Annotated in this window: 17 protein-coding genes and 1 tRNA gene; 6 read left to right on the forward strand and 12 right to left on the reverse strand. The window is 48.8% G+C overall.

Features of this window, described 5'->3' with window-relative positions; translation table 11 throughout:
- Positions 1-119 precede the first annotated feature (119 nt).
- The 3 genes from GEV47_RS14530 (at position 120) to GEV47_RS14540 (ending at position 3,598) form a co-directional block, all read left to right on the forward strand.
- A complete protein-coding gene (locus GEV47_RS14530; protein WP_153235463.1) occupies positions 120-1,871 on the forward strand; it encodes an ArnT family glycosyltransferase in 1,752 nt (583 codons plus the stop codon).
- A gap of 85 nt (positions 1,872-1,956) precedes the next feature.
- The gene (locus GEV47_RS14535) at positions 1,957-3,387 is read left to right on the forward strand and encodes an MATE family efflux transporter (RefSeq protein WP_407646261.1); all 1,431 of its coding nucleotides are present in this window, start codon (positions 1,957-1,959) and stop codon (positions 3,385-3,387) included.
- Positions 3,388-3,513: 126 nt separating this feature from the next.
- Positions 3,514-3,598, forward strand: a tRNA-Leu gene (locus tag GEV47_RS14540).
- A gap of 112 nt (positions 3,599-3,710) precedes the next feature.
- On the opposite strand, the gene GEV47_RS14545 is transcribed toward GEV47_RS14540, so the two are convergent.
- From GEV47_RS14545 to tcdA, 3 genes are all read right to left on the reverse strand, one after another.
- On the reverse strand, positions 3,711-4,085 hold the full coding sequence (locus GEV47_RS14545; RefSeq protein ID WP_153235464.1) for a hypothetical protein: 375 nt from the start codon (positions 4,083-4,085) through the stop codon (positions 3,711-3,713).
- A 39-nt stretch (positions 4,086-4,124) separates the two neighbouring features.
- Complete coding sequence (locus GEV47_RS14550; protein ID WP_153235465.1) at positions 4,125-4,832, reverse strand: MgtC/SapB family protein; 708 nt, start codon at positions 4,830-4,832, stop codon at positions 4,125-4,127.
- Positions 4,833-5,357: 525 nt separating this feature from the next.
- Positions 5,358-6,209 carry a tRNA cyclic N6-threonylcarbamoyladenosine(37) synthase TcdA gene (gene tcdA, locus GEV47_RS14555; protein WP_153235466.1) on the reverse strand — a complete coding sequence of 284 codons (852 nt, stop codon included), beginning with the start codon at positions 6,207-6,209 and terminating at the stop codon, positions 5,358-5,360.
- A 108-nt stretch (positions 6,210-6,317) separates the two neighbouring features.
- On the opposite strand from tcdA, the gene GEV47_RS14560 reads away from it, so the two are divergent.
- The 3 genes from GEV47_RS14560 to GEV47_RS14570 all read left to right on the forward strand — a co-directional run bounded on the left by GEV47_RS14560 (position 6,318) and on the right by GEV47_RS14570 (position 8,851).
- Positions 6,318-6,854: a hemerythrin domain-containing protein gene (locus tag GEV47_RS14560; RefSeq protein ID WP_153235467.1), complete on the forward strand. Its 537-nt coding sequence runs from the start codon at positions 6,318-6,320 to the stop codon at positions 6,852-6,854.
- Positions 6,851-7,507, forward strand: coding sequence for a pyridoxamine 5'-phosphate oxidase (pdxH, locus tag GEV47_RS14565; RefSeq protein WP_153235468.1), 657 nt, complete (start codon positions 6,851-6,853; stop codon positions 7,505-7,507). Before GEV47_RS14560 ends, pdxH begins: the two co-directional genes overlap by 4 nt.
- Positions 7,508-7,621: 114 nt before the next feature.
- Complete coding sequence (locus GEV47_RS14570) at positions 7,622-8,851, forward strand: SAM-dependent methyltransferase (protein ID WP_153235469.1); 1,230 nt, start codon at positions 7,622-7,624, stop codon at positions 8,849-8,851.
- A 72-nt stretch (positions 8,852-8,923) separates the two neighbouring features.
- Here the strand turns inward: GEV47_RS14570 and msrA are convergent, their stop codons facing one another.
- The 9 genes from msrA to GEV47_RS14615 all read right to left on the reverse strand — a co-directional run bounded on the left by msrA (position 8,924) and on the right by GEV47_RS14615 (position 18,479).
- Positions 8,924-9,460: a peptide-methionine (S)-S-oxide reductase MsrA gene (msrA, locus tag GEV47_RS14575; protein WP_153235470.1), complete on the reverse strand. Its 537-nt coding sequence runs from the start codon at positions 9,458-9,460 to the stop codon at positions 8,924-8,926.
- A 274-nt stretch (positions 9,461-9,734) separates the two neighbouring features.
- Positions 9,735-10,487, reverse strand: coding sequence for an OmpW/AlkL family protein (locus GEV47_RS14580; protein ID WP_153235471.1), 753 nt, complete (start codon positions 10,485-10,487; stop codon positions 9,735-9,737).
- A 436-nt stretch (positions 10,488-10,923) separates the two neighbouring features.
- A complete protein-coding gene (locus GEV47_RS14585) occupies positions 10,924-11,979 on the reverse strand; it encodes an L-threonylcarbamoyladenylate synthase (protein ID WP_153235674.1) in 1,056 nt (351 codons plus the stop codon).
- A complete protein-coding gene (locus tag GEV47_RS14590; protein ID WP_153235472.1) occupies positions 11,976-13,196 on the reverse strand; it encodes a 5-(carboxyamino)imidazole ribonucleotide synthase in 1,221 nt (406 codons plus the stop codon). Before GEV47_RS14590 ends, GEV47_RS14585 begins: the two co-directional genes overlap by 4 nt.
- Positions 13,193-13,693 carry a 5-(carboxyamino)imidazole ribonucleotide mutase gene (purE, locus tag GEV47_RS14595; protein ID WP_153235473.1) on the reverse strand — a complete coding sequence of 167 codons (501 nt, stop codon included), beginning with the start codon at positions 13,691-13,693 and terminating at the stop codon, positions 13,193-13,195. Before purE ends, GEV47_RS14590 begins: the two co-directional genes overlap by 4 nt.
- Before the next feature lie 2 nt (positions 13,694-13,695).
- Positions 13,696-14,607, reverse strand: coding sequence for a phosphoribosylaminoimidazolesuccinocarboxamide synthase (locus GEV47_RS14600; protein WP_153235474.1), 912 nt, complete (start codon positions 14,605-14,607; stop codon positions 13,696-13,698).
- A 76-nt stretch (positions 14,608-14,683) separates the two neighbouring features.
- On the reverse strand, positions 14,684-15,748 hold the full coding sequence (gene fba, locus GEV47_RS14605) for a class II fructose-bisphosphate aldolase (protein ID WP_153235475.1): 1,065 nt from the start codon (positions 15,746-15,748) through the stop codon (positions 14,684-14,686).
- A 42-nt stretch (positions 15,749-15,790) separates the two neighbouring features.
- Positions 15,791-17,224 carry a pyruvate kinase gene (gene pyk, locus GEV47_RS14610; RefSeq protein ID WP_153235476.1) on the reverse strand — a complete coding sequence of 478 codons (1,434 nt, stop codon included), beginning with the start codon at positions 17,222-17,224 and terminating at the stop codon, positions 15,791-15,793.
- Positions 17,225-17,288: 64 nt separating this feature from the next.
- Positions 17,289-18,479 carry a phosphoglycerate kinase gene (locus tag GEV47_RS14615; RefSeq protein ID WP_153235477.1) on the reverse strand — a complete coding sequence of 397 codons (1,191 nt, stop codon included), beginning with the start codon at positions 18,477-18,479 and terminating at the stop codon, positions 17,289-17,291.
- Between the last annotated feature and the right edge of the window lie 70 nt (positions 18,480-18,549).

Consider the following 18,549-nt stretch of genomic DNA (forward strand, 5'->3'; position numbering starts at 1 on the left):
TTTGCGCACACATTCATTACTCTATGCGTGCCAACTAATTTCACCTGCAATTTCACGATGTGCACCATTTTTTGCGGCACAATACTGCAATTCAACACTAAAAATAAAATCACATCTTGATGAAGCCTGTCCGTCTCCCCGCTTCCGCCACTAGCGCACTGCCACGCTGGGGTTTATGGGCGCTTGGTTTGCTCTACATTCTGCCCGGACTGTTTGGGCGCGATCCCTGGAAAAATGATGATGCCTCTAGTTTCGGCATCATGTGGACCATGGCGCACGGCAATATCAGCGCTTGGTTGGCGCCGCACATTGTCGGCATGCCCATGCCAGAAGAAAGTCCATTGACGTATTGGATAGGTGCGATCTGCATTAAACTATTCGGCTGGTTATTGGGCGATCCGCTGGCCGCACGACTTTCCATCATCATTTTCTTTTTAATCGGTTCGCTGTCGGTTTGGTATGCCACTTATTTGTTGGGCCGTCGCAACGAAGCACAACCATTACGTTTAGCATTTGGCGGGCAACCAGAATCCAAAGATTTTGGCCGGACATTGGCTGACGGCGCATTTCTGATCTATCTGGGCTGCCTGGGCTTACTTTTGCACAGTCACGAGACGACGGCGAAGAGTTTACAAATGTCGCTGGTCGCCTATGCAATTTATCTGGCAGTACGACTATTCGACGTCACCGCGACACCTGACGCAACATCCACACCGCAGAGCCGCCGACTTCGCAGCAGCGCATTACTGGGCGTTGCTTTAGGTTTGTTGATATTGACGCGAGGCTGGCCCGTTCCGTTGACAATCTTCGTTGGTTTATTCACCTTAGCCTTGCTGCGTGAAAAAGCCATTGCAATACGTTTGTTAGGCGTTAGTTTGCCGCTTGCCGTCCTGGTTAGTAGCCTATGGTTTATCGCGAGCTACTTATATCTGCCAACGAATAATAATTTCACCAATTGGCAAAATCAGAACTTGCACCAATTCAGCTGGCCGTCCTGGACAACCCTGGCCTACTATTTCAAATACGGTATCTGGTTTGCATGGCCGGCATGGCCATTTGCAGGTTGGGCAGTCTATGCCTGGCGCCAACAGCGCAAGGCTTTGCATATTGCATTACCACTGGCCTTTTTCATTAGTCTCAGCATCCTGATCTTATTATCGCCACACCCTGACGAAGGAATTTTGCTGCCGTTATTACCGCCTTTAATCATTCTGGCAGCATTTGGGTTGCCAACCATGAAGCGCGGTGCAATCAATGCGGTTGACTGGTTCTCCGTGATGACATTGACCACTTGCGCCGCTTTCATCTGGGTCGGCTGGATCGCCAAAGAAACTGGTTGGCCAGCACAAATTGCAAAGAATGCTTACAAGCTCGCGCCGGGCTTTAAACCCGGCTTTAGTACGACTGCTTTGATCGTTGCTATCCTTGGGACAATTTGCTGGATCGTTTTAGTTCATTGGCGCTTATCCCGCCGCCCTGCTGTATTGTGGCGGGCGGTCGTGCTGTCGTCAGGTGGCGTCGTGTTATGTTGGTTGTTATTAATGACGTTATGGCTGCCATGGATTAATTATGGCAAAAGCTACGCCGGCGTAGCACACCAAATTGAGCAGAATCTGCCCGACGTCAAACAATGCGTCAGCACCAATGTAGGGCCGGCACAACGCGCTTCATTCGCTTATTTTGGCAATGTCCCGTTCGCCGAATTTACGCAAGAGCGTTGCGACTTTTTGCTTTACCAGGATAGCAACATCAACAAGAGCGATGACAATATCTGGCGTCAATTCAATGGCCGTTGGAAGTTGCTATGGACCGGACGCCGGCCCTCTGATCGCGATGAACGCTTCCGCCTGTATCAACGCATGGGTAATTGACAAAACTCGCTCTGAAGCAAAACCGGAAGTGATGAGATAATGCATCTATTCTTTGCATTACCTCATCAACAAAGTCGAGCTCAATATTACCTCCTCATCTTCGTACGCTTCTAACCCCCATACCCTACGTTCTTACACGCTGCGTATCGTCGCGCTTGCCTGGCCGATTTTGATTAGTCAAATCGCACTGGTACTCAACGGCGTGATCGACACCGCGATGACCTCGCGATTTTCCGCAACAGACCTCGCCGCACTGGCATTAGGCGGAGCAATTTATATCAGCGTGTTCGTCGGCTTGAGTGGTGTGACACAAGCTTTGTCGCCCACGATCGGCCAACTTTATGGCGGGCAAAAATTGAAGGAAATTGGTTATCAAGTCAAGCAAGGTACCTGGCTCGCACTCGGTTTGTCGCTGCTAGGCTGCATTCCTTTATTGTTTCCCCATATTTTCCTGACGGTCGCCCATGCCTCACCCGTCTTGATGGAAAAAGCTACCCTGTATTTGCATATCCTTGTCCCCGCATTGCCGGCAACCCTGGCGTTTAATGTCTACGTCGCTTTAAATACGGCCGTTTCACGACCAAAAATGGTGACGGCACTCAAAGTCAGCGGCGTGCTACTGAAATTTCCCCTCAATGCGTTGTTCATTTTCGGTAGTTCGACTTTAGGCATTCCCGCTTTTGGTGGTCCGGGTTGTGCAATCGCCACCACCATCATCTCCTGGTTAATGCTGTTGGCTGCATGCCTAATACTCCGTCACAACGGTTTTTACAAGCAGTTCGCCTTATTCCACAGCGGTTTTGTCAGACCGCATTGGCAAGCGCAACGCGCATTATTGAAATTAGGAATCCCCATCGGGATGAGTTATTTCATTGAAGTCACTGCGTTCACTTGCATGGCGATTTTTATTGCGCGCCTCGGTGAAATTGCCGTCTCCGGCCATCAAATCACCGCCAATTTCGCTGCTGTCTTGTATATGCTACCGGTATCCATTGGCGTAGCAACCAGCATCTTGGTCGCACAATTAATTGGCGCACGCGATATGCATCAGGCCCGACGCGTTGGCTATTCAGGAATTTTGTTAGCAGCGCTGTCATCTGCCGCACTAGGCGTCATCATTTATTTGGCGCGTGAAACGATCATCCGTGCTTACACTCCCAATGAAGCGATCATTGCCGCCGCCATGCCGCTATTCGTGTTCATTGGTTTCTATCAAATATTCGACGCGACACAATGCAGCACGGCTGCTGTGTTACGCGCGTATAAAGTTGCGGTCATTCCCACCGTTATTTATGCCGTATCCCTGTGGGGAGTCGGTTTGGTGCTCGGCTATATTCTTGGCCTTGATCCATTTGGCATCAGCCCTGCAGCATTACATGGCGCCAAGGGCTTTTGGATGGGCAATAGCGCCAGCATTGCGCTGGTTGCCATCAGTTTGCTATTTTATTTACACAGAGTGCAACGCAAGATCACCGCAAATGGCTACTTCCCGGTAGGAAAAGCAGTGCAGCAATGATAAGAACACGCAGTGCGGAATGCCATGCAAGAAGCAACGATCCACATTTTGATTAAAAAAATTGATTTGAGTGATAAAACCTATTGCTCTGTAAAAGCAATTGGTCCATAATAGCGACCTTGCGTTGCCCGGGTGGTGGAATTGGTAGACGCACGGGACTCAAAATCCCGCGCCGCAAGGCGTGCCGGTTCGATTCCGGCCCCGGGCACCAACTAGATTATAGGCTTCCAGATTGGAAGCCTTTTTCTTTTGTGAAGCAGTTTTATTCTCGGCTATATTGCAGCGAATTCTTCTCTTTAATTCGCTGCCAAATCAACCCATCATCAAGCGGCAGCTTTAGCTGGAATACTTTCCCAGCGCACGCTGCGCACACTTTTTTCCAAACCTAAACGTGTCACCAATTGCACAACCTTCGCGCGTTCAGCAATCGTGCATAAGATTTCCACCGCGATATTGGTGAGATTACCTTTTCCGACCAATTTGCTGTGCTGATACTGCACCACATACGCATGAAGTAATTCTTGCGTCATCAATTGCTCGACGTGGGCAGCATCATCGGTGTGACATAAGACCAGTATCTTGTATGGAAGACGCGCGTCTGCCTGCTCTGTTTTATAACGTGTTGGGGCTGCTGAATTCGTTGCATTGACGAACGGCAGATGCATTTTGAAGAATTTTTCCCATTTATCCAAGATCATATTGATACTCCTTACTTAACTAACTTTTTAACCAAATTTTTATATTTCTATATCGCTGAGCACTGCCCAGCGCGCAGAACTAACTCCCGGCTCCAAACTGACACGACTGACAATCTGCTCAAGCTGCGAATGATTGCTCGGTGACATAATCAGATCCGCACGCACCTCCAACTGATTACCCGATGGCATGTCTTCGCTGTGCAGTGATTGCACGATTAAATGCGGCATGCTATTGAGCATATTCAGAATCAAGGTACGCACACTTACCTCATCATCCGGTCGACAAATGATGGATAGGCGATACACTTGCTCGACTTCTGTCGCTGTATGCAGGCCGCGACTATCAAGAAAATGCGAAACGCTACGCAATAAAACGTTAGTACCAAGAATCGCCCCGGCACCAATTGCCGCCTCAAGCGGATGTCCCAACCCACAGAACACACCTACAGCAGCCGAGCACCATAAAGTAGCCGCCGTATTCAAGCCGCGCACACTTCCACCTTCACGCATGATGACGCCAGCACCCAAAAAGCCGATACCCGAAACCACGTAAGAGGCAATCCGCATCGCGCCGGCAGGATCATCCGTTTGAAATTGCGATAGCATCACAAACAACGATGCCCCTATCGCGACCAAAGCATTGGTACGCAAACCCGCCATACGCTGACGCATCTGGCGCTCAGCGCCAATTAAACCGCCTAATGTGAGAGCGAGTAATACTCGCAACGTAAAATCTTGCCACGCCATGCTTAACACCTTTGCTTTTAATTAGTAATTACGCAAACCGCTCCAAAGACATGTCATCCCAGACAGTACAGAGGTACAGCAAGGCGACATAACGACACCGGAGCAATTTTGCACAAGTACTACGAATGTCATGTTGATATAACGCCATACAACACATTAGGTGCACAAATTAAATGGCCACACAATGCATTACTATGACGCAACAGCATAACAGCCCGAACAAACGAGACATGCCAGACAAGGCAAAATTCACGCAATGATCGAGATTAAGATAAAAATAAGAAGGATGGGGGTATTACGATGGCGATAAAAAATCTGAATCACCGAGATACTACAGCGCACAATTCGTAAGCTGTAGCGGGAGAGAACCTGCCAGGACTTAGATGAATTGTGACGAGCTGCGCGCCCATCCACTGATACTAGAACAACTGTCCAAAATCGGTTCCCCGAAAAATATGATGCGTGCAGTATAAATATTAAGGGTTTTTTTGTCAATAAAAACAGGCAATAAGCAAGTAAATTCTACTAATTACGCATAGCATCAACAGCCAACTGTTGTAAAACGTACGCAGATGCGACCAGGCCAAAACTAGCAGTAACAACCACCGCAGAGCCATAACCGGCACAATTCAAACCCGCCACACCGACAACTGGTGCGCCTTCGACGGCACAAACTTCTGCGCTAACCGGCATGCGCAATGGCTCGGTAGAAAACACTGCATCTATTCCAAATTTACTTTTATCGCCACGCGGAAACTTATGCTCTGAACGCAGTAATTTACGTACCTTTGCCAGCAATGGCTCTTGTTCTGTTTTGGCTAAATCACGCACAGCGATCTGCGTCGGATCAATCTGCCCACCGGCACTACCAATGGTAATCAAACGAATTTGATGAGCGCGGCAATAGGCGATAAGCGCCGTTTTAGCTCGAACGTTATCGATTGCATCAATGACGTAATCGTATTGCTTGTCTTTAAGCATCTCGGCGACATTATCTGGCGTTATAAAATCTTCAATTTCTTTCACGTCACAATAAGGATTGATTTGATGGATACGTTGCGCCAAAGCCGTCACCTTGGCCATGCCCAGCGTATCCGTCAGCGCATGAATCTGACGATTGACGTTGGACTCTGCCAGATTGTCCAGATCGATCAGCGTCAAATGGCCAATCGCGCTACGTGCCAATGCCTCCACCGCCCATGAACCAACTCCTCCCACCCCAATCACACACACATGCGCCTGGCGAAAACGCGCCAAAGCTGGCGCGCCATACAAACGTGCAATGCCGCCAAAACGACGGTCAAAATCGATTTCATCCTCAATAAGAGAGGATGCGGATATTTCAGGAGAAGTTACTGTGGAGGAAGGTAAAGGCATAATGACTCAGAAGTATAAACAACAGGATTGACGCATTTTACACAGGCTAGCTGCTAGTGTTTTATTATGCTTAATTACAGATGTGAATTTACAAGAGGCCACACCGTCATGAAGCCAGCCCTTTTCGATACAGCACCAGATTTTGGGCAACCGATCGCCGTCCTCAAGCATTGCCATGATCGCATTCGCAAACAATTAGCAACATTGCAAAAATTACCCGCCCATGTACAACAGCATGGCGCAGACGATGAAGCAAGACATGCTGCAGCCAGCGTTCTACGTTATTTCCAAAAATCGGCACCGCATCATCACGAAGATGAAGAGCAGGATTTGTTTCCGATGTTAATTGCCACCGCCAAGGATGAAGATGCCGAAGTATTACGCAAATTAGGGCCGGAAATTCTCAGTGAACACCAAAGCATGGATCTGCTTTGGAAAAAGCTGGCAGTACAATTAACGGCAGTTGCCGATGGTCAGGCGAATCATTTGTCTGACGAGGACATCAATTTATTTTCTGGTTTATATAGCGACCATATGGAAAAAGAAGAAACCTGGATTGCTCCGATGGCCAAACGACTTTTCAGTGCCAGCCAAATGGCCCAATTGGGCGCAGCAATGCAACAACGACGAGGAATCGCAGTATGAGCAAAGAAAAAAACATCAACCACATCGCAGACTTACGTATAGATTACAAGCAATTACAGCTGACCGAAGCAGACACTGCGTCCGACCCAATGACGCAATTTGGTCACTGGTTTCAACAAGCCATGCAAGCCCACATTCCCGAAGCCAACGCCATGAGCCTATCCACGGTCGGTAGCAACGGACGACCATCGTCACGCATCGTGTTGATCAAACATTTCGATCAGCGTGGTGTGACTTGGTTTACCAATTATGACAGCCGCAAAGGGCTCGATTTAGCACAAACGCCTTATGCCGCCCTACTATTTCATTGGGTAGAGCTAGAGCGTCAGGTGCGCATCGAAGGTCGGGTTGAACGTGTATCTAAGGCCGACAGCGATGCCTACTTTGCCAGCCGTCCACTAGGTAGCCGCATAGGTGCGATTGCATCGGATCAAAGCCAGCCGATTGAGAGTCGCACCCTGCTAGAACAACATTATGCGCAAGCGGAACAACAATACGGTGAACATCCACCACGTCCAAGTCACTGGGGCGGCTACCGACTTATCCCAGATGCGGTAGAATTTTGGCAAGGACGACCGTCCAGATTGCATGACCGTATCTTGTATAGTCTTGATGCTGAAGGAGCATGGCAACGACAACGTTTGCAACCATAGCTCCCAAAAATAAAAGCATAGGCAATACTAGTAGTCAGTTCTGCTGAACTGACTACCGGAATCTTTCTTATCGAAGTGCGTGTTTTTTTACGTGTTTAACTAAGCGGAGAAACTATGTTCTGGGAAAAAAAACTGCAAAGCTGGGTAGACGAAATTCGCCATCGTGCCGCCTTACCACTGCGACTGGTGTTATGGAATGGTCAGCAGTATGACTTTAGTAGTGCCAATGGCACAGATAGCAATGTCTCACCTGAAGTCACCATCCGCGTACCACATGCTTCTGCGCTCACCTATTTGCTAACACCTTCGTTAGCCAACCTCGGCGAAGCCTATGTAGAAGGCAAAATAGAAGTCGAAGGCAAGCTCAAAGAAATCATCGCCGTAGGTAATGCGCTAGCCGCCAATTACCTCAAACCCGAGGGGAAATTCGGCCGCATTGCGCGCAATTTCCGTCATAACAAAGAAAAAGATGCAGAGGCGATACGCTATCACTATGACGTCTCCAACGATTTTTACAAATTATGGCTAGACCAAAACATGGTCTACTCGTGCGCTTATTTTGAACATGGCGACGAAGATCTCGATACCGCGCAATTAAAAAAAATCGATCACATTTTGACCAAAATTAATCTGCAACCCGGTCAAACCTTACTCGATATCGGTTGCGGCTGGGGTGCTCTGGTATTGCGCGCAGCACAAAAATTCGGTGCGAAATGCGTCGGTGTGACACTCTCAGAAAATCAATATGCGCTTGCCAAAGAACGCGTAGCACAAGCTGGCCTCTCCGATCAGATTGAAATCCGCTTGCAAGATTATCGCGATGTCACAGGAACCTTTGATCGCATCACCAGCGTAGGCATGTTTGAGCATGTCGGCATACAAAATCTCCCGCTCTATTTTTCCCACATCCGCGACTTGCTGGCAGACGATGGTATCGCGATGAATCATGGCATCACCACCACAGATATCAACAATGGCGAATCGCCTTACGGTGGTGGTGAATTTATCGAAAAGTATGTTTTCCCACATGGCGAATTACCGCACATTTCCGTGGTACTCAAAACTATGCAAGAAGGCGGTCTGGAAGTATACGATGTGGAAAATCTGCGCCGTCATTACGCCAAAACGTGCGGAATCTGGGCTGATAACCTTGAAGCACATGCAGAGCAAGTCAAACAGGCATCCGATGATCGCCGCTACCGCATCTGGCGCGTCTATCTGGCGGGTAGCGCTTATGGTTTTGAACGCGACTGGATGGCGCTATACCAAGTGGTGTGTCACAAATCCGGACACAGCGCCACGACGCTGCCATGGTCGCGTCGTTATATTTATGATCAGCATTGATTAGTTCGGGCTTCTGTTTATAAAAAGAATGGCGCGTGATTACGCGCCATTCTTGTTTATTTTGTTGATTACTTATACCTCTGCACGTACCTTGTCCATAAAAATGGTCCGCAACTTCGTCACCTTCGGCTCGACGACAAACGCGCAATAGCCTTGCAGCGGATGCTGGCGGAAATAGTTTTGATGGTATTCCTCCGCTTTATAATAGGTTTCGGCTCCAGTCAATTCCGTGACTATCAGTCCATCCCACACATTGGCCATTTCTGCCATCACACATTTAGCCGTTTTCTGCTGCTCCGGCGATTGAAAATAAATTGCCGAACGATATTGCGTACCTTTATCGTTCCCTTGCCGATTTAGAGTAGTAGGATCATGAATTGTGAAAAAAATCTCCAACAACTCACGGAAACTGATTTGCGTATTATCAAAAGTGATTTTTACCACTTCAGCGTGGCCAGTAGTACCGTCGCAGACTTGTTCATAAGTCGGGCTGACAACGTGACCGCCGGTATAGCCAGACTCGACCTGCTGCACACCTTTGACTTCCTGATACACCGCTTCCAGGCACCAGAAACAACCCCCGCCTAACACTGCTATTTCGTTTGCCATGATTTCGCTCCCTGTTTTATCTTCAGACCCTGCTCTTTATGTCCTACTGTAACGTAATGTGCTGGCATCTGTCGATGCTCTCGTTCGCATTATTAATACGACCTCTTTTAGAATCGCGGCGAGCGAACCACGATTGTGCCGAGAGACGCGGCCGTACTGAAGTACGATGAGCATCGCAGGTGCAATCCAGGTTCGCGCAGCGGATTCTGAAAGTAGTTCGTTTTAGACATAAAAAAACCCCGAAAATTCGGGGTTTTGCGCTACTTTAATTAACTTAAAACTTGTAACCAACCGACAGGAAGCTGACGATAGGATTCAATGTCAACTTGGTGCTTGTATACACTGGGCCGAGCGGAGTGTTAGTAGTGATATCAGCTTTAGTTTTCAAAGGGATGTATGAAACTGATAAGCCAAGTGACCACTTGTCATTGATGTTATAAACACCACCGGCGGTGACTACAGGAGCAAAAGAGCTGCTTAGCTTAACGCTGCTTTTCAGACCAAAACCAGTACCAAAACCTGCTGTCGAAGTAAGAAGATCGCTAAGTTGATTTTGGAATTGATCTGTTAATTGAATATTCGAGTACCAGACATAAGTCGCACCAGCGCCCAGGAATGGACGGAATTTGCTGGAAGAGTCACCAAAAAAGTACTTGGCAAGAAGTGCCGGACTCCATTGTTTAGCCGAACCAATTGAGGTTCCCGACAAAATACCTGAGCCAGTCAGTTTAAATTTTGGTGGAATACCTAAGTCTGCTGAAATGTCCCAATTGTCAGTAACAAAGTGATTGATTTGCAGGCCGATTGTATCGGCATCACTAACGCTGGCACCAGTATTTGGTATTGTCATGCCAGGTATGAAGGCGCTATTGACCGAAATATTCTTACTGGAATCCTGAGGTGCCAAATGGAACCAGCCTACATTCACCACTGTATCGCCAGCTTGTTGTGCCATTGCTGGCGCAGCAGCGACTGCCAGTAGTGCTAAAGCAGCAATTTTCGTTAATACATTTACTTGTTTCTTCATCTGTCTTCTCCAAAGATGCGTAATTCGGGTTCGGTATTTTAGTATTAAATTAATATGTTTACTTGCTTATTTTCAAGTAAAACATAATTTTGTGGCGCCTAAAGCTTGATCCATCAATGACGGAGCAAAATGACGCTCTGTTATTTTTCCCTGCATAAAAAATTCTTACGCATAAAAGAACGCACGTGCTATTCCTTTGCGCCACTATGCCAGCTTTAACTTCATTTGCCTAGGGCAATGGCCGATTTGCGACAAAGATTTTTAAAATCAGGCAACAGCTATTATTTAAGCCCGCCAAAAACGCCGTTTAGACAATACGCGCCGACGAGGAAAGAGTAATTGGTGTGGCCGGAAATTCAAACGGCATGCAGGCACAACGACGTCCTGCACGGACGACCAAGGGAAGCAGCAATGTAGAACACCCTTTGGGAGCTATTTATGTCGCTAAATCGGCGGAAAATGCGTTAACAGAATCATGCGCTGCACGGCGCAATCTGTCGTTGATACCTTGCCAGGCAATTTCTTGCGGTGGTGTTTCCACCACAATCACATCCGCACACGCCTGATCCATGCTGCGCAGCGCAGCGTACAAATCATGTGCATAAGCATGTGGTTCATTTGACATGGTGAAGTAGGCCAGCAGCGGAGATTTGTTTTGCACCACTTTTAGGTCATTCGCGACCACAGCAGCAGAGTACGCAATCAGAGCCAAACGCTTACCGGCCAAACTCAGCTGCTGCAAGGCTATGGATAATTGATCAGAGGCCACCAGCAGCACGGGTGTATGCGGAGCGTAATGCGATTCCAGCGTACCAGACGCACGCGGCGCGGCTGCGTCCAGCGCCTGTACAGTCAACCCCAACACGCGTTCAATTTGTTCAGCACTAATGTCGCCTGGACGCAACAATACCGGCCCATGCGTCGCCATTCTTGATAAATCGATGATAGTTGACTCTATTCCGACCGTGCTTTGTCCGCCATCCAACACCATAGGACTATCATCCGTCACGCCGAATTCGTCCCGTACGTGCTGTGCAGTCGTCGGACTGACGTGGCCGAACTTGTTAGCCGATGGTGCCGCAATACCACCGTTACCACCTTTAAATTCACGCAACAAAGCTTGCGCCACCGGATGCGATGGACAACGTATGCCTATCGTGTCCTGACCGCCAGAAACCGCGTCCGAAATATGCACGGCACGGTGCAATATCAAAGTGAGAGGTCCCGGCCAAAATGCACTTATCAGTTGCTGTGCTTGTGGGGGCAATTCCCGCACCCAGTAACTGATGTCCGCTTCTGGCGCAATGTGCACGATGACGGGATGATTGGCAGGACGGCCTTTGGCGGCATAGATACTCGCCACCGCATCAGGACTTTCTGCATCGGCACCTAATCCATAGACAGTTTCGGTAGGAAAAGCGACCAAACCGCCCTCTTCCAGCTTACGTGCTGCAAGTTGGATCAGTTGATGATCTAACGGCGTTACATTCATGGTGTTGCGATGCCTAGTAACAGGCAAGCCTTCGCCATTTGTGCTTGCGCTTGCGCCAATGATGGCGCAATGAAAGTGATGTGTCCCATTTTACGACCACGCCGCGCTTCAGCCTTACCGTATAAATGCAAGTAAGCGCCCGGCAATCCCATAATTTTTTCCCAGGCTGGTTCTCGCATTTGATCAGAGCCTTGATCAGTTTCGCCATCAAACCACACATCACCCAATATATTCAACATCACCGCCGGTGAGTGCTGACGCACATCGCCTAATGGCAAACGCGCCATGGCGCGTGCTTGTTGCGCAAACTGGCCGGTGACGCAGGCGTCCATTGTGTAATGGCCGCTATTATGCGGACGTGGTGCCATTTCGTTGACCACCAAAGAACCATCTTGCAACACAAAAAACTCGATACACAACACGCCAACATAGCCCAACTGGCCAACAATGGACAACGCCGCATCTTGCGCCCGTTTCGCGCAATCATCCGAAACATTCGGTCCCGGTACGGTGGTGGTAAACAAGATGCCGTCTCTATGCACATTTTCAGCAATCGGATAAACCACGGCCTCACCGTCAACACCACGAGCGACTAATACCGATACCTCATATGCCAGCGGCAGCATCTTTTCCAGCACACAGGCAACACCTTGCATATCCGCATACGCACTGCGCAATTCGTCCAGCGTAGTAACCCGCGCCTGTCCTTTACCGTCATAGCCCAAACGCACCGTTTTCAAAATTCCGGGCAATAGATTCTCAGGAACACTATCAATATCAGCAGCGGAATTGATTACTTGATGCGGTGCCGGGAGTACTTTTGATTTTGGGCTGCAATCAGTGAAAAAATTCTTTTCCGCGATCCTATCCTGCGCGATGGAGACACAAGCCGCCTTAGGGGCAACGAAAGTACGCTCTGCCAAAAAAGCCAGGCTATGCGACGAAACATTTTCGAACTCGGTCGTCACCGCGGCGCATAATGTTGCCAATTCTGCCAGCGCAACTTCATCATCATAGTCCGCCAAAAAATGACGGTCTGCGACCTGCGCTGCAGGACAATCCTGCGCCGGTTCCAACACAGCGATTTTATATCCCATCGCTTGCGCAGCCTGTGCAAACATACGCCCTAACTGACCACCACCCATAACGCCAAGCCAGGTGGACGGTGTGGTAGTGGGAATTATCGCTGCGATTGCTGCTGGTTCTTTTGCATTCATACAGGAGGTAACTTCATATCAAGTGCAATTTGCGTTTGTTTGGCGCGAAACGCTAACAATTTTGCCGCCAACACATCGTCGGTACACGCCAGCATTGCAATCGCCGACAACGCTGCGTTTGCTGCACCGGCTTCACCGATAGCATAGGTCGCCACAGGAATACCTTTTGGCATTTGCACAATCGACAGCAAGGAATCTTCGCCGCGCAAATATTTAGACGGTACTGGCACGCCTAGCACTGGCACGATAGTCTTTGCCGCAATCATGCCGGGCAAATGTGCAGCACCGCCAGCGCCGGCAATGATCGCCCGCAAACCACGATCACGTGCGGTTTCGGCATAAGCAAACATTTGATCAGGCATGCGATGCGCCGATATCACTTGCGCTTCGTGTGGCACGCCGAATTCGGTCAACATCGCCACCGCATGCTGCATCACATCCCAATCAGAGGATGATCCCATGACGATGCCGACTAGTGGCTTAGTATTTGCGTCCATAATCAATCCTTCAGAGTTTCACCAGTCAACGCTTGCAATGCTTCGCGATATTTTGCACCGGTTTTTTCGATCACTTCAGCCGGCAAAGTCGGCGCTGGCGCAGTTTTGTTCCAGCCAGTGATGGTTTCCAGATAATCGCGTACAAACTGCTTATCGAAAGATGGCGGCGATATGCCGACCTGATAGCTGTCTGCTGGCCAGAAGCGTGAAGAGTCAGCGGTCAGTACTTCATCCATCAAATGAAGAACGCCGTTCTTGTCCAGACCAAATTCAAATTTAGTATCAGCGATAATGATGCCGCGTGTTGCTGCGTAATCAGCTGCGGTTTTATATAGCTTAATGCTGACATCGCGAATGGTTGCCGCTAGCTCTGTACCGATGCGGCGCTCCATATCTTCGAAACTGATATTCTCATCATGCTCGCCCATTGCGGCTTTGGCTGCGGGAGTGAAAATCGGCTCTGCCAGTTTTTCTGCTTGCTTCAAACCTGGCGGTAAAGTCACGCCGCAAATTGCGCCGGTTGCTTGATAATCCTTCCAACCTGAACCGATGATATAACCACGCACCACAGCCTCAACCATAATCGGCTCCAGACGCTTTACCACAACAGCGCGACCACGCACTTGATCAACCTCATCGGCCGCCACCACTGTTTCCGGTGCGATACCAGTCAAATGGTTCGGGACAATGTCCTTCAATTTTTCAAACCAAAAATCCGACATCTGGCTCAGCACTCGGCCCTTGCCAGGAATCGGCTGATCCATGATCACATCAAAAGCCGATAGGCGATCAGAAGTCACCATCAAGATTTTTTCATCGTCAATAATGTAATTCTCACGCACTTTTCCGCGCCCGAGTAATTTTAAAGATTTGATAGTGGATTTAAAAAGAGAAGGTAATTGCGAGCTAGTCATAGCGATTCCAAAAGTAGAAACCAGGCGGTGCATTTCATCAGCCGCCTGGTTATTTAAGAATTAAAACAAAATGTGCTTATTGAACGATTTGCGCCAATTCGCCCTTTTTGTATTTCTCTGCGATTTTTTCCAAAGATAATGGTTTGATCTTCGCAGCCTGACCTTCACAACCAAATGCAAGGAAACGTGCTTTAACCACTGCCTTAGCCGCTTCGCGTGCCGGTTTCAGATAGTCACGCGGATCAAATTTACTTGGATTCTCCACCAAATAACGACGGATTGCACCGGTCATCGCCAAACGGATATCGGTGTCGATATTGATCTTACGCACACCGTGGCGAATACCTTCTTGAATTTCTTCCACCGGGACGCCATAGGTTTCTTTCATATCGCCACCGAATTCGCGAATTTCCGCCAGTAATTCTTGTGGCACTGAAGATGAACCGTGCATTACCAAATGCGTGTTAGGGATGCGTGTATGGATTTCTTTGATGCGCTCAATCGCCAAAATGTCGCCGGTTGGCTTGCGTGAAAATTTGTACGCGCCGTGTGAAGTACCAATCGCAATCGCTAACGCATCGCATTGTGTCAATTTGACGAAATCAGCAGCTTGCGCAACATCGGTCAACAATTGTTCACGCGTCATCTTGCCATCAGCGCCGTGACCGTCTTCTTTGTCGCCCATCATGGTTTCTAACGAACCGAGCACGCCCAGCTCTGCTTCTACCGTGACACCAATTGCATGCGAAAACTCAACTACTTTACGCGACACTTCGACGTTGTATTCGTAGCTGGCAACCGACTTCCCATCTTCGTTCAGCGAACCGTCCATCATCACCGATGTAAAGCCAGACTTGATCGCTGCCATACATACCGCCGGAGATTGACCGTGATCCTGATGCATGACCACTGGAATATGCGGATATGCTTCGACTGCAGCTTGAATCAGATGACGCAAAAATGCTTCACCAGCATATTTACGCGCACCCGCTGACGCTTGCATAATGACCGGCGCACCAACTTCATCGGCAGCTTCCATGATGGCGGTAACTTGTTCCAGATTGTTGACATTGAAAGCTGGCAAACCATAGCCGTTTTCTGCAGCATGATCCAGCAATTGACGCATAGAGACGAGAGGCATATTGATACTCCGAGTGTAATAAATTCTGTAATCGACGGTGAATTAATATTCACCAATCTTCATAATCTTCAATGCATTGGTACCGCCAACCTGACCCATAGGCTCACCCCAGGTGACGACCACCAGATCGCCGCGTTTCACGACACCTTTTGCTAGCAGCATATCTTGTGCCGCTTTCAACACCGCTTCGCGGTCAGTTGATTTGGCCAGTTCAAATGCGCGTACATTGCGATACAGCGCAACTTGACGCTGAGTAGATACGCTAGGTGTAATGGCGAAAATCGGGATGTCAATGCTATGACGGCTCATCCACAATGCCGTAGAACCCGACTCTGTCATCGCCGCAATCGCTTTTACGCGCAAATGATGCGCGGTAAATAATGCGCCGTAGGCGATTGATTGATCAACACGGGTAAACGTCACATTCAAAAAATCGGTATCGAGCTGACAGTCTTCCGATTTTTCCGCTTCCAGACAAATCGCCGACATCGCTTCCACTGTCTCCACCGGATATTTACCGGATGCGGTTTCTGCCGATGTCATCACAGCGTCCGTGCCATCTAACACTGCATTAGCGACGTCTGACACTTCAGCACGAGTCGGTACTGCATTGACAATCATCGACTCCATCATTTGGGTCGCCGTGATCGCCAGTTTATTTGATGCGCGTGCCATTTTGATCATGCGCTTTTGCAGTGCTGGTACGGCAGCGTTACCAACCTCCACGGCCAAATCACCGCGCGCTACCATAATGCCATCGGAAGCATCGAGAATCTGCTGCAACAGCGGAATCGCTTCTGCCCGTTCGATCTTCGCGATCATCATAGGCTTATGGTTGTAAGCTTCACCAGCGACATTGCACAGCTGACGAGCCATTTCCATGTCGGTAGCATTTTTAGGGAACGATACGGCGACAAAATCAGCCTTGAAACTCATTGCCGTCTTGATATCATCCATATCTTTAGACGTCAACGCTGGCGCGGTCAAGCCGCCGCCCTGGCGATTAATACCTTTATTGTTCGACAGTTCTCCGCCGATTTTAACGACGGTAAAAATTTCGTTGCCGATGATTTTTTCCACCACCAGCACAATCAATCCATCATTGAGCAACAGCACATCGTCACCCAACAAATCGCGCGGTAACGGCTTGTAATCGAGGCCAATTCGATCCTGATTACCCATTTGACAATCGGCATCAAGAATGAATTTGTCGCCTTTTTCCAGCTGAATTTTGCCATGCTCAAATTTGCCGATCCGAATTTTAGGACCTTGCAAATCTGCCATGATTGCTACTTGCTTACCGCAACTGGCAGCCACTTCACGCACCATGGTGGCGCGATCGATATGATCTTGTGCTTTGCCATGCGAAAAATTCAGTCGAACCACATCCACACCTGCCTTAAACATGCGTGTGAGTGTATCAACGTCGCTTGACGCTGGTCCGATGGTAGCAACAATCTTGGTAGCTCTTTGCATGACAACCCTTAGACTCAGTATTCGTTTAAAGCCATTCTCTCGCCTGCGCGAGAGGGAACATTATTCAGCCAGCTCTTTGCTCTAAAATCTCGACAGCTGGTAACGTCTTGCCTTCCAAAAACTCCAGGAAAGCACCGCCGCCAGTTGAGATATAGCCAATCTTGTCTTCAATTTTATATTTAGCAATCGCCGCCAGCGTATCACCGCCACCGGCAATCGAAAACGCTTTTGAATCTGCAATCGCCAACGCCAGCGTTTTGGTACCTTCGCCAAATTGGTCAAACTCAAATACACCGACCGGACCGTTCCACACTACCGTACCAGCCTGCGTGATTTGGTTTGCCAGGATCGCTGCTGTTTTTGGGCCGATATCAAGAATCATGTCGTCATCTTCAACGTCGTTGACATCTTTAATCGTTGCCGTCGCAGCCGCCGAGAATTCTTTAGAACACACCACATCGACCGGAATCGGTACTGAAGCACCGCGTTGCGCCATCATTGCGATGATAGCCTTGGCTTCTTCTACCAAATCTTTTTCGACCAGGGATTTGCCAATCTTGAAGCCAGCCGCCAGCAAAAATGTATTGGCAATCCCACCGCCGACTATCAGATTATCTACCTTATCGGCCAAGGCTTTTAAAATCGTCAATTTGCTCGACACTTTGGAACCTGCAACTATCGCCACCAATGGGCGCGCTGGTTTGTCGAGTGCCTTGCCTAACGCATCCAGTTCGGCGGCCAGCAAAGGGCCAGCGCAGGCGACAGGTGCAAATTTAGCGATGCCATAGGTGGTTGCTTCAGCACGGTGTGAAGTACCAAAAGCATCGTTAACATAGATATCGCATAATTTGGCCATTTTTTGCGCCAAGCCGTCGTCATTCTTTTTCTCACCTTTATTGACGCGGCAGTTCTCTAACAAAACAACCTGGCCAGGCGCGACATCGACGCCATCAACCCAGTTTTGCAGTAGTTTCACAGGCTGACCTAGCAACGCCGACAAGCGCTCGGCAATTGGTGCCAACGTATCTTGCGGTTGAAAGCTGCCCTCTGTAGGGCGTCCTAAATGGGAGGTCACCATCACTGCAGCGCCAGCATCCAGCGCTTGCCGTATAGCAGGCACTGAAGCGCGCACTCTGGTATCTTCAGAAATACTGCCATCACTATTTTGTGGCACATTAAGGTCGGCACGGATAAATACACGCTTACCTTGTAATTGATTTTGGGCGATCAATGCGCTCAGTCGATTGAATTTCATGTCGATCAGGCAATACTTTAAAAGAAAGGCGTTATTTTACTCTACCCGCCATAATCAAAACACCGTTTTG

The sequence above is a fragment of the Glaciimonas soli genome (assembly GCF_009497155.1).
GTDB classification, from domain to species: Bacteria; Pseudomonadota; Gammaproteobacteria; order Burkholderiales; family Burkholderiaceae_D; genus Glaciimonas; species Glaciimonas soli.

What these genes read in the sequence shown, in the direction of transcription:
- GEV47_RS14545 (WP_153235464.1), bottom strand. Translation starts at nt 4,085, where the DNA reads ATGATCTTGGATAAATGGGAAAAATTCTTCAAAATGCATCTGCCGTTC.
- GEV47_RS14560 (WP_153235467.1), top strand. Translation starts at nt 6,318, where the DNA reads ATGAAGCCAGCCCTTTTCGATACAGCACCAGATTTTGGGCAACCGATC.
- pyk (WP_153235476.1), bottom strand. Translation starts at nt 17,224, where the DNA reads ATGCAAAGAGCTACCAAGATTGTTGCTACCATCGGACCAGCGTCAAGC.
- GEV47_RS14570 (WP_153235469.1), top strand. Translation starts at nt 7,622, where the DNA reads ATGTTCTGGGAAAAAAAACTGCAAAGCTGGGTAGACGAAATTCGCCAT.
- purE (WP_153235473.1), bottom strand. Translation starts at nt 13,693, where the DNA reads ATGGACGCAAATACTAAGCCACTAGTCGGCATCGTCATGGGATCATCC.
- GEV47_RS14550 (WP_153235465.1), bottom strand. Translation starts at nt 4,832, where the DNA reads ATGGCGTGGCAAGATTTTACGTTGCGAGTATTACTCGCTCTCACATTA.
- pdxH (WP_153235468.1), top strand. Translation starts at nt 6,851, where the DNA reads ATGAGCAAAGAAAAAAACATCAACCACATCGCAGACTTACGTATAGAT.
- GEV47_RS14590 (WP_153235472.1), bottom strand. Translation starts at nt 13,196, where the DNA reads ATGAATGCAAAAGAACCAGCAGCAATCGCAGCGATAATTCCCACTACC.
- GEV47_RS14580 (WP_153235471.1), bottom strand. Translation starts at nt 10,487, where the DNA reads ATGAAGAAACAAGTAAATGTATTAACGAAAATTGCTGCTTTAGCACTA.
- fba (WP_153235475.1), bottom strand. Translation starts at nt 15,748, where the DNA reads ATGCCTCTCGTCTCTATGCGTCAATTGCTGGATCATGCTGCAGAAAAC.
- GEV47_RS14615 (WP_153235477.1), bottom strand. Translation starts at nt 18,479, where the DNA reads ATGAAATTCAATCGACTGAGCGCATTGATCGCCCAAAATCAATTACAA.
- GEV47_RS14600 (WP_153235474.1), bottom strand. Translation starts at nt 14,607, where the DNA reads ATGACTAGCTCGCAATTACCTTCTCTTTTTAAATCCACTATCAAATCT.
- msrA (WP_153235470.1), bottom strand. Translation starts at nt 9,460, where the DNA reads ATGGCAAACGAAATAGCAGTGTTAGGCGGGGGTTGTTTCTGGTGCCTG.
- GEV47_RS14585 (WP_153235674.1), bottom strand. Translation starts at nt 11,979, where the DNA reads ATGAATGTAACGCCGTTAGATCATCAACTGATCCAACTTGCAGCACGT.
- tcdA (WP_153235466.1), bottom strand. Translation starts at nt 6,209, where the DNA reads ATGCCTTTACCTTCCTCCACAGTAACTTCTCCTGAAATATCCGCATCC.
- GEV47_RS14530 (WP_153235463.1), top strand. Translation starts at nt 120, where the DNA reads ATGAAGCCTGTCCGTCTCCCCGCTTCCGCCACTAGCGCACTGCCACGC.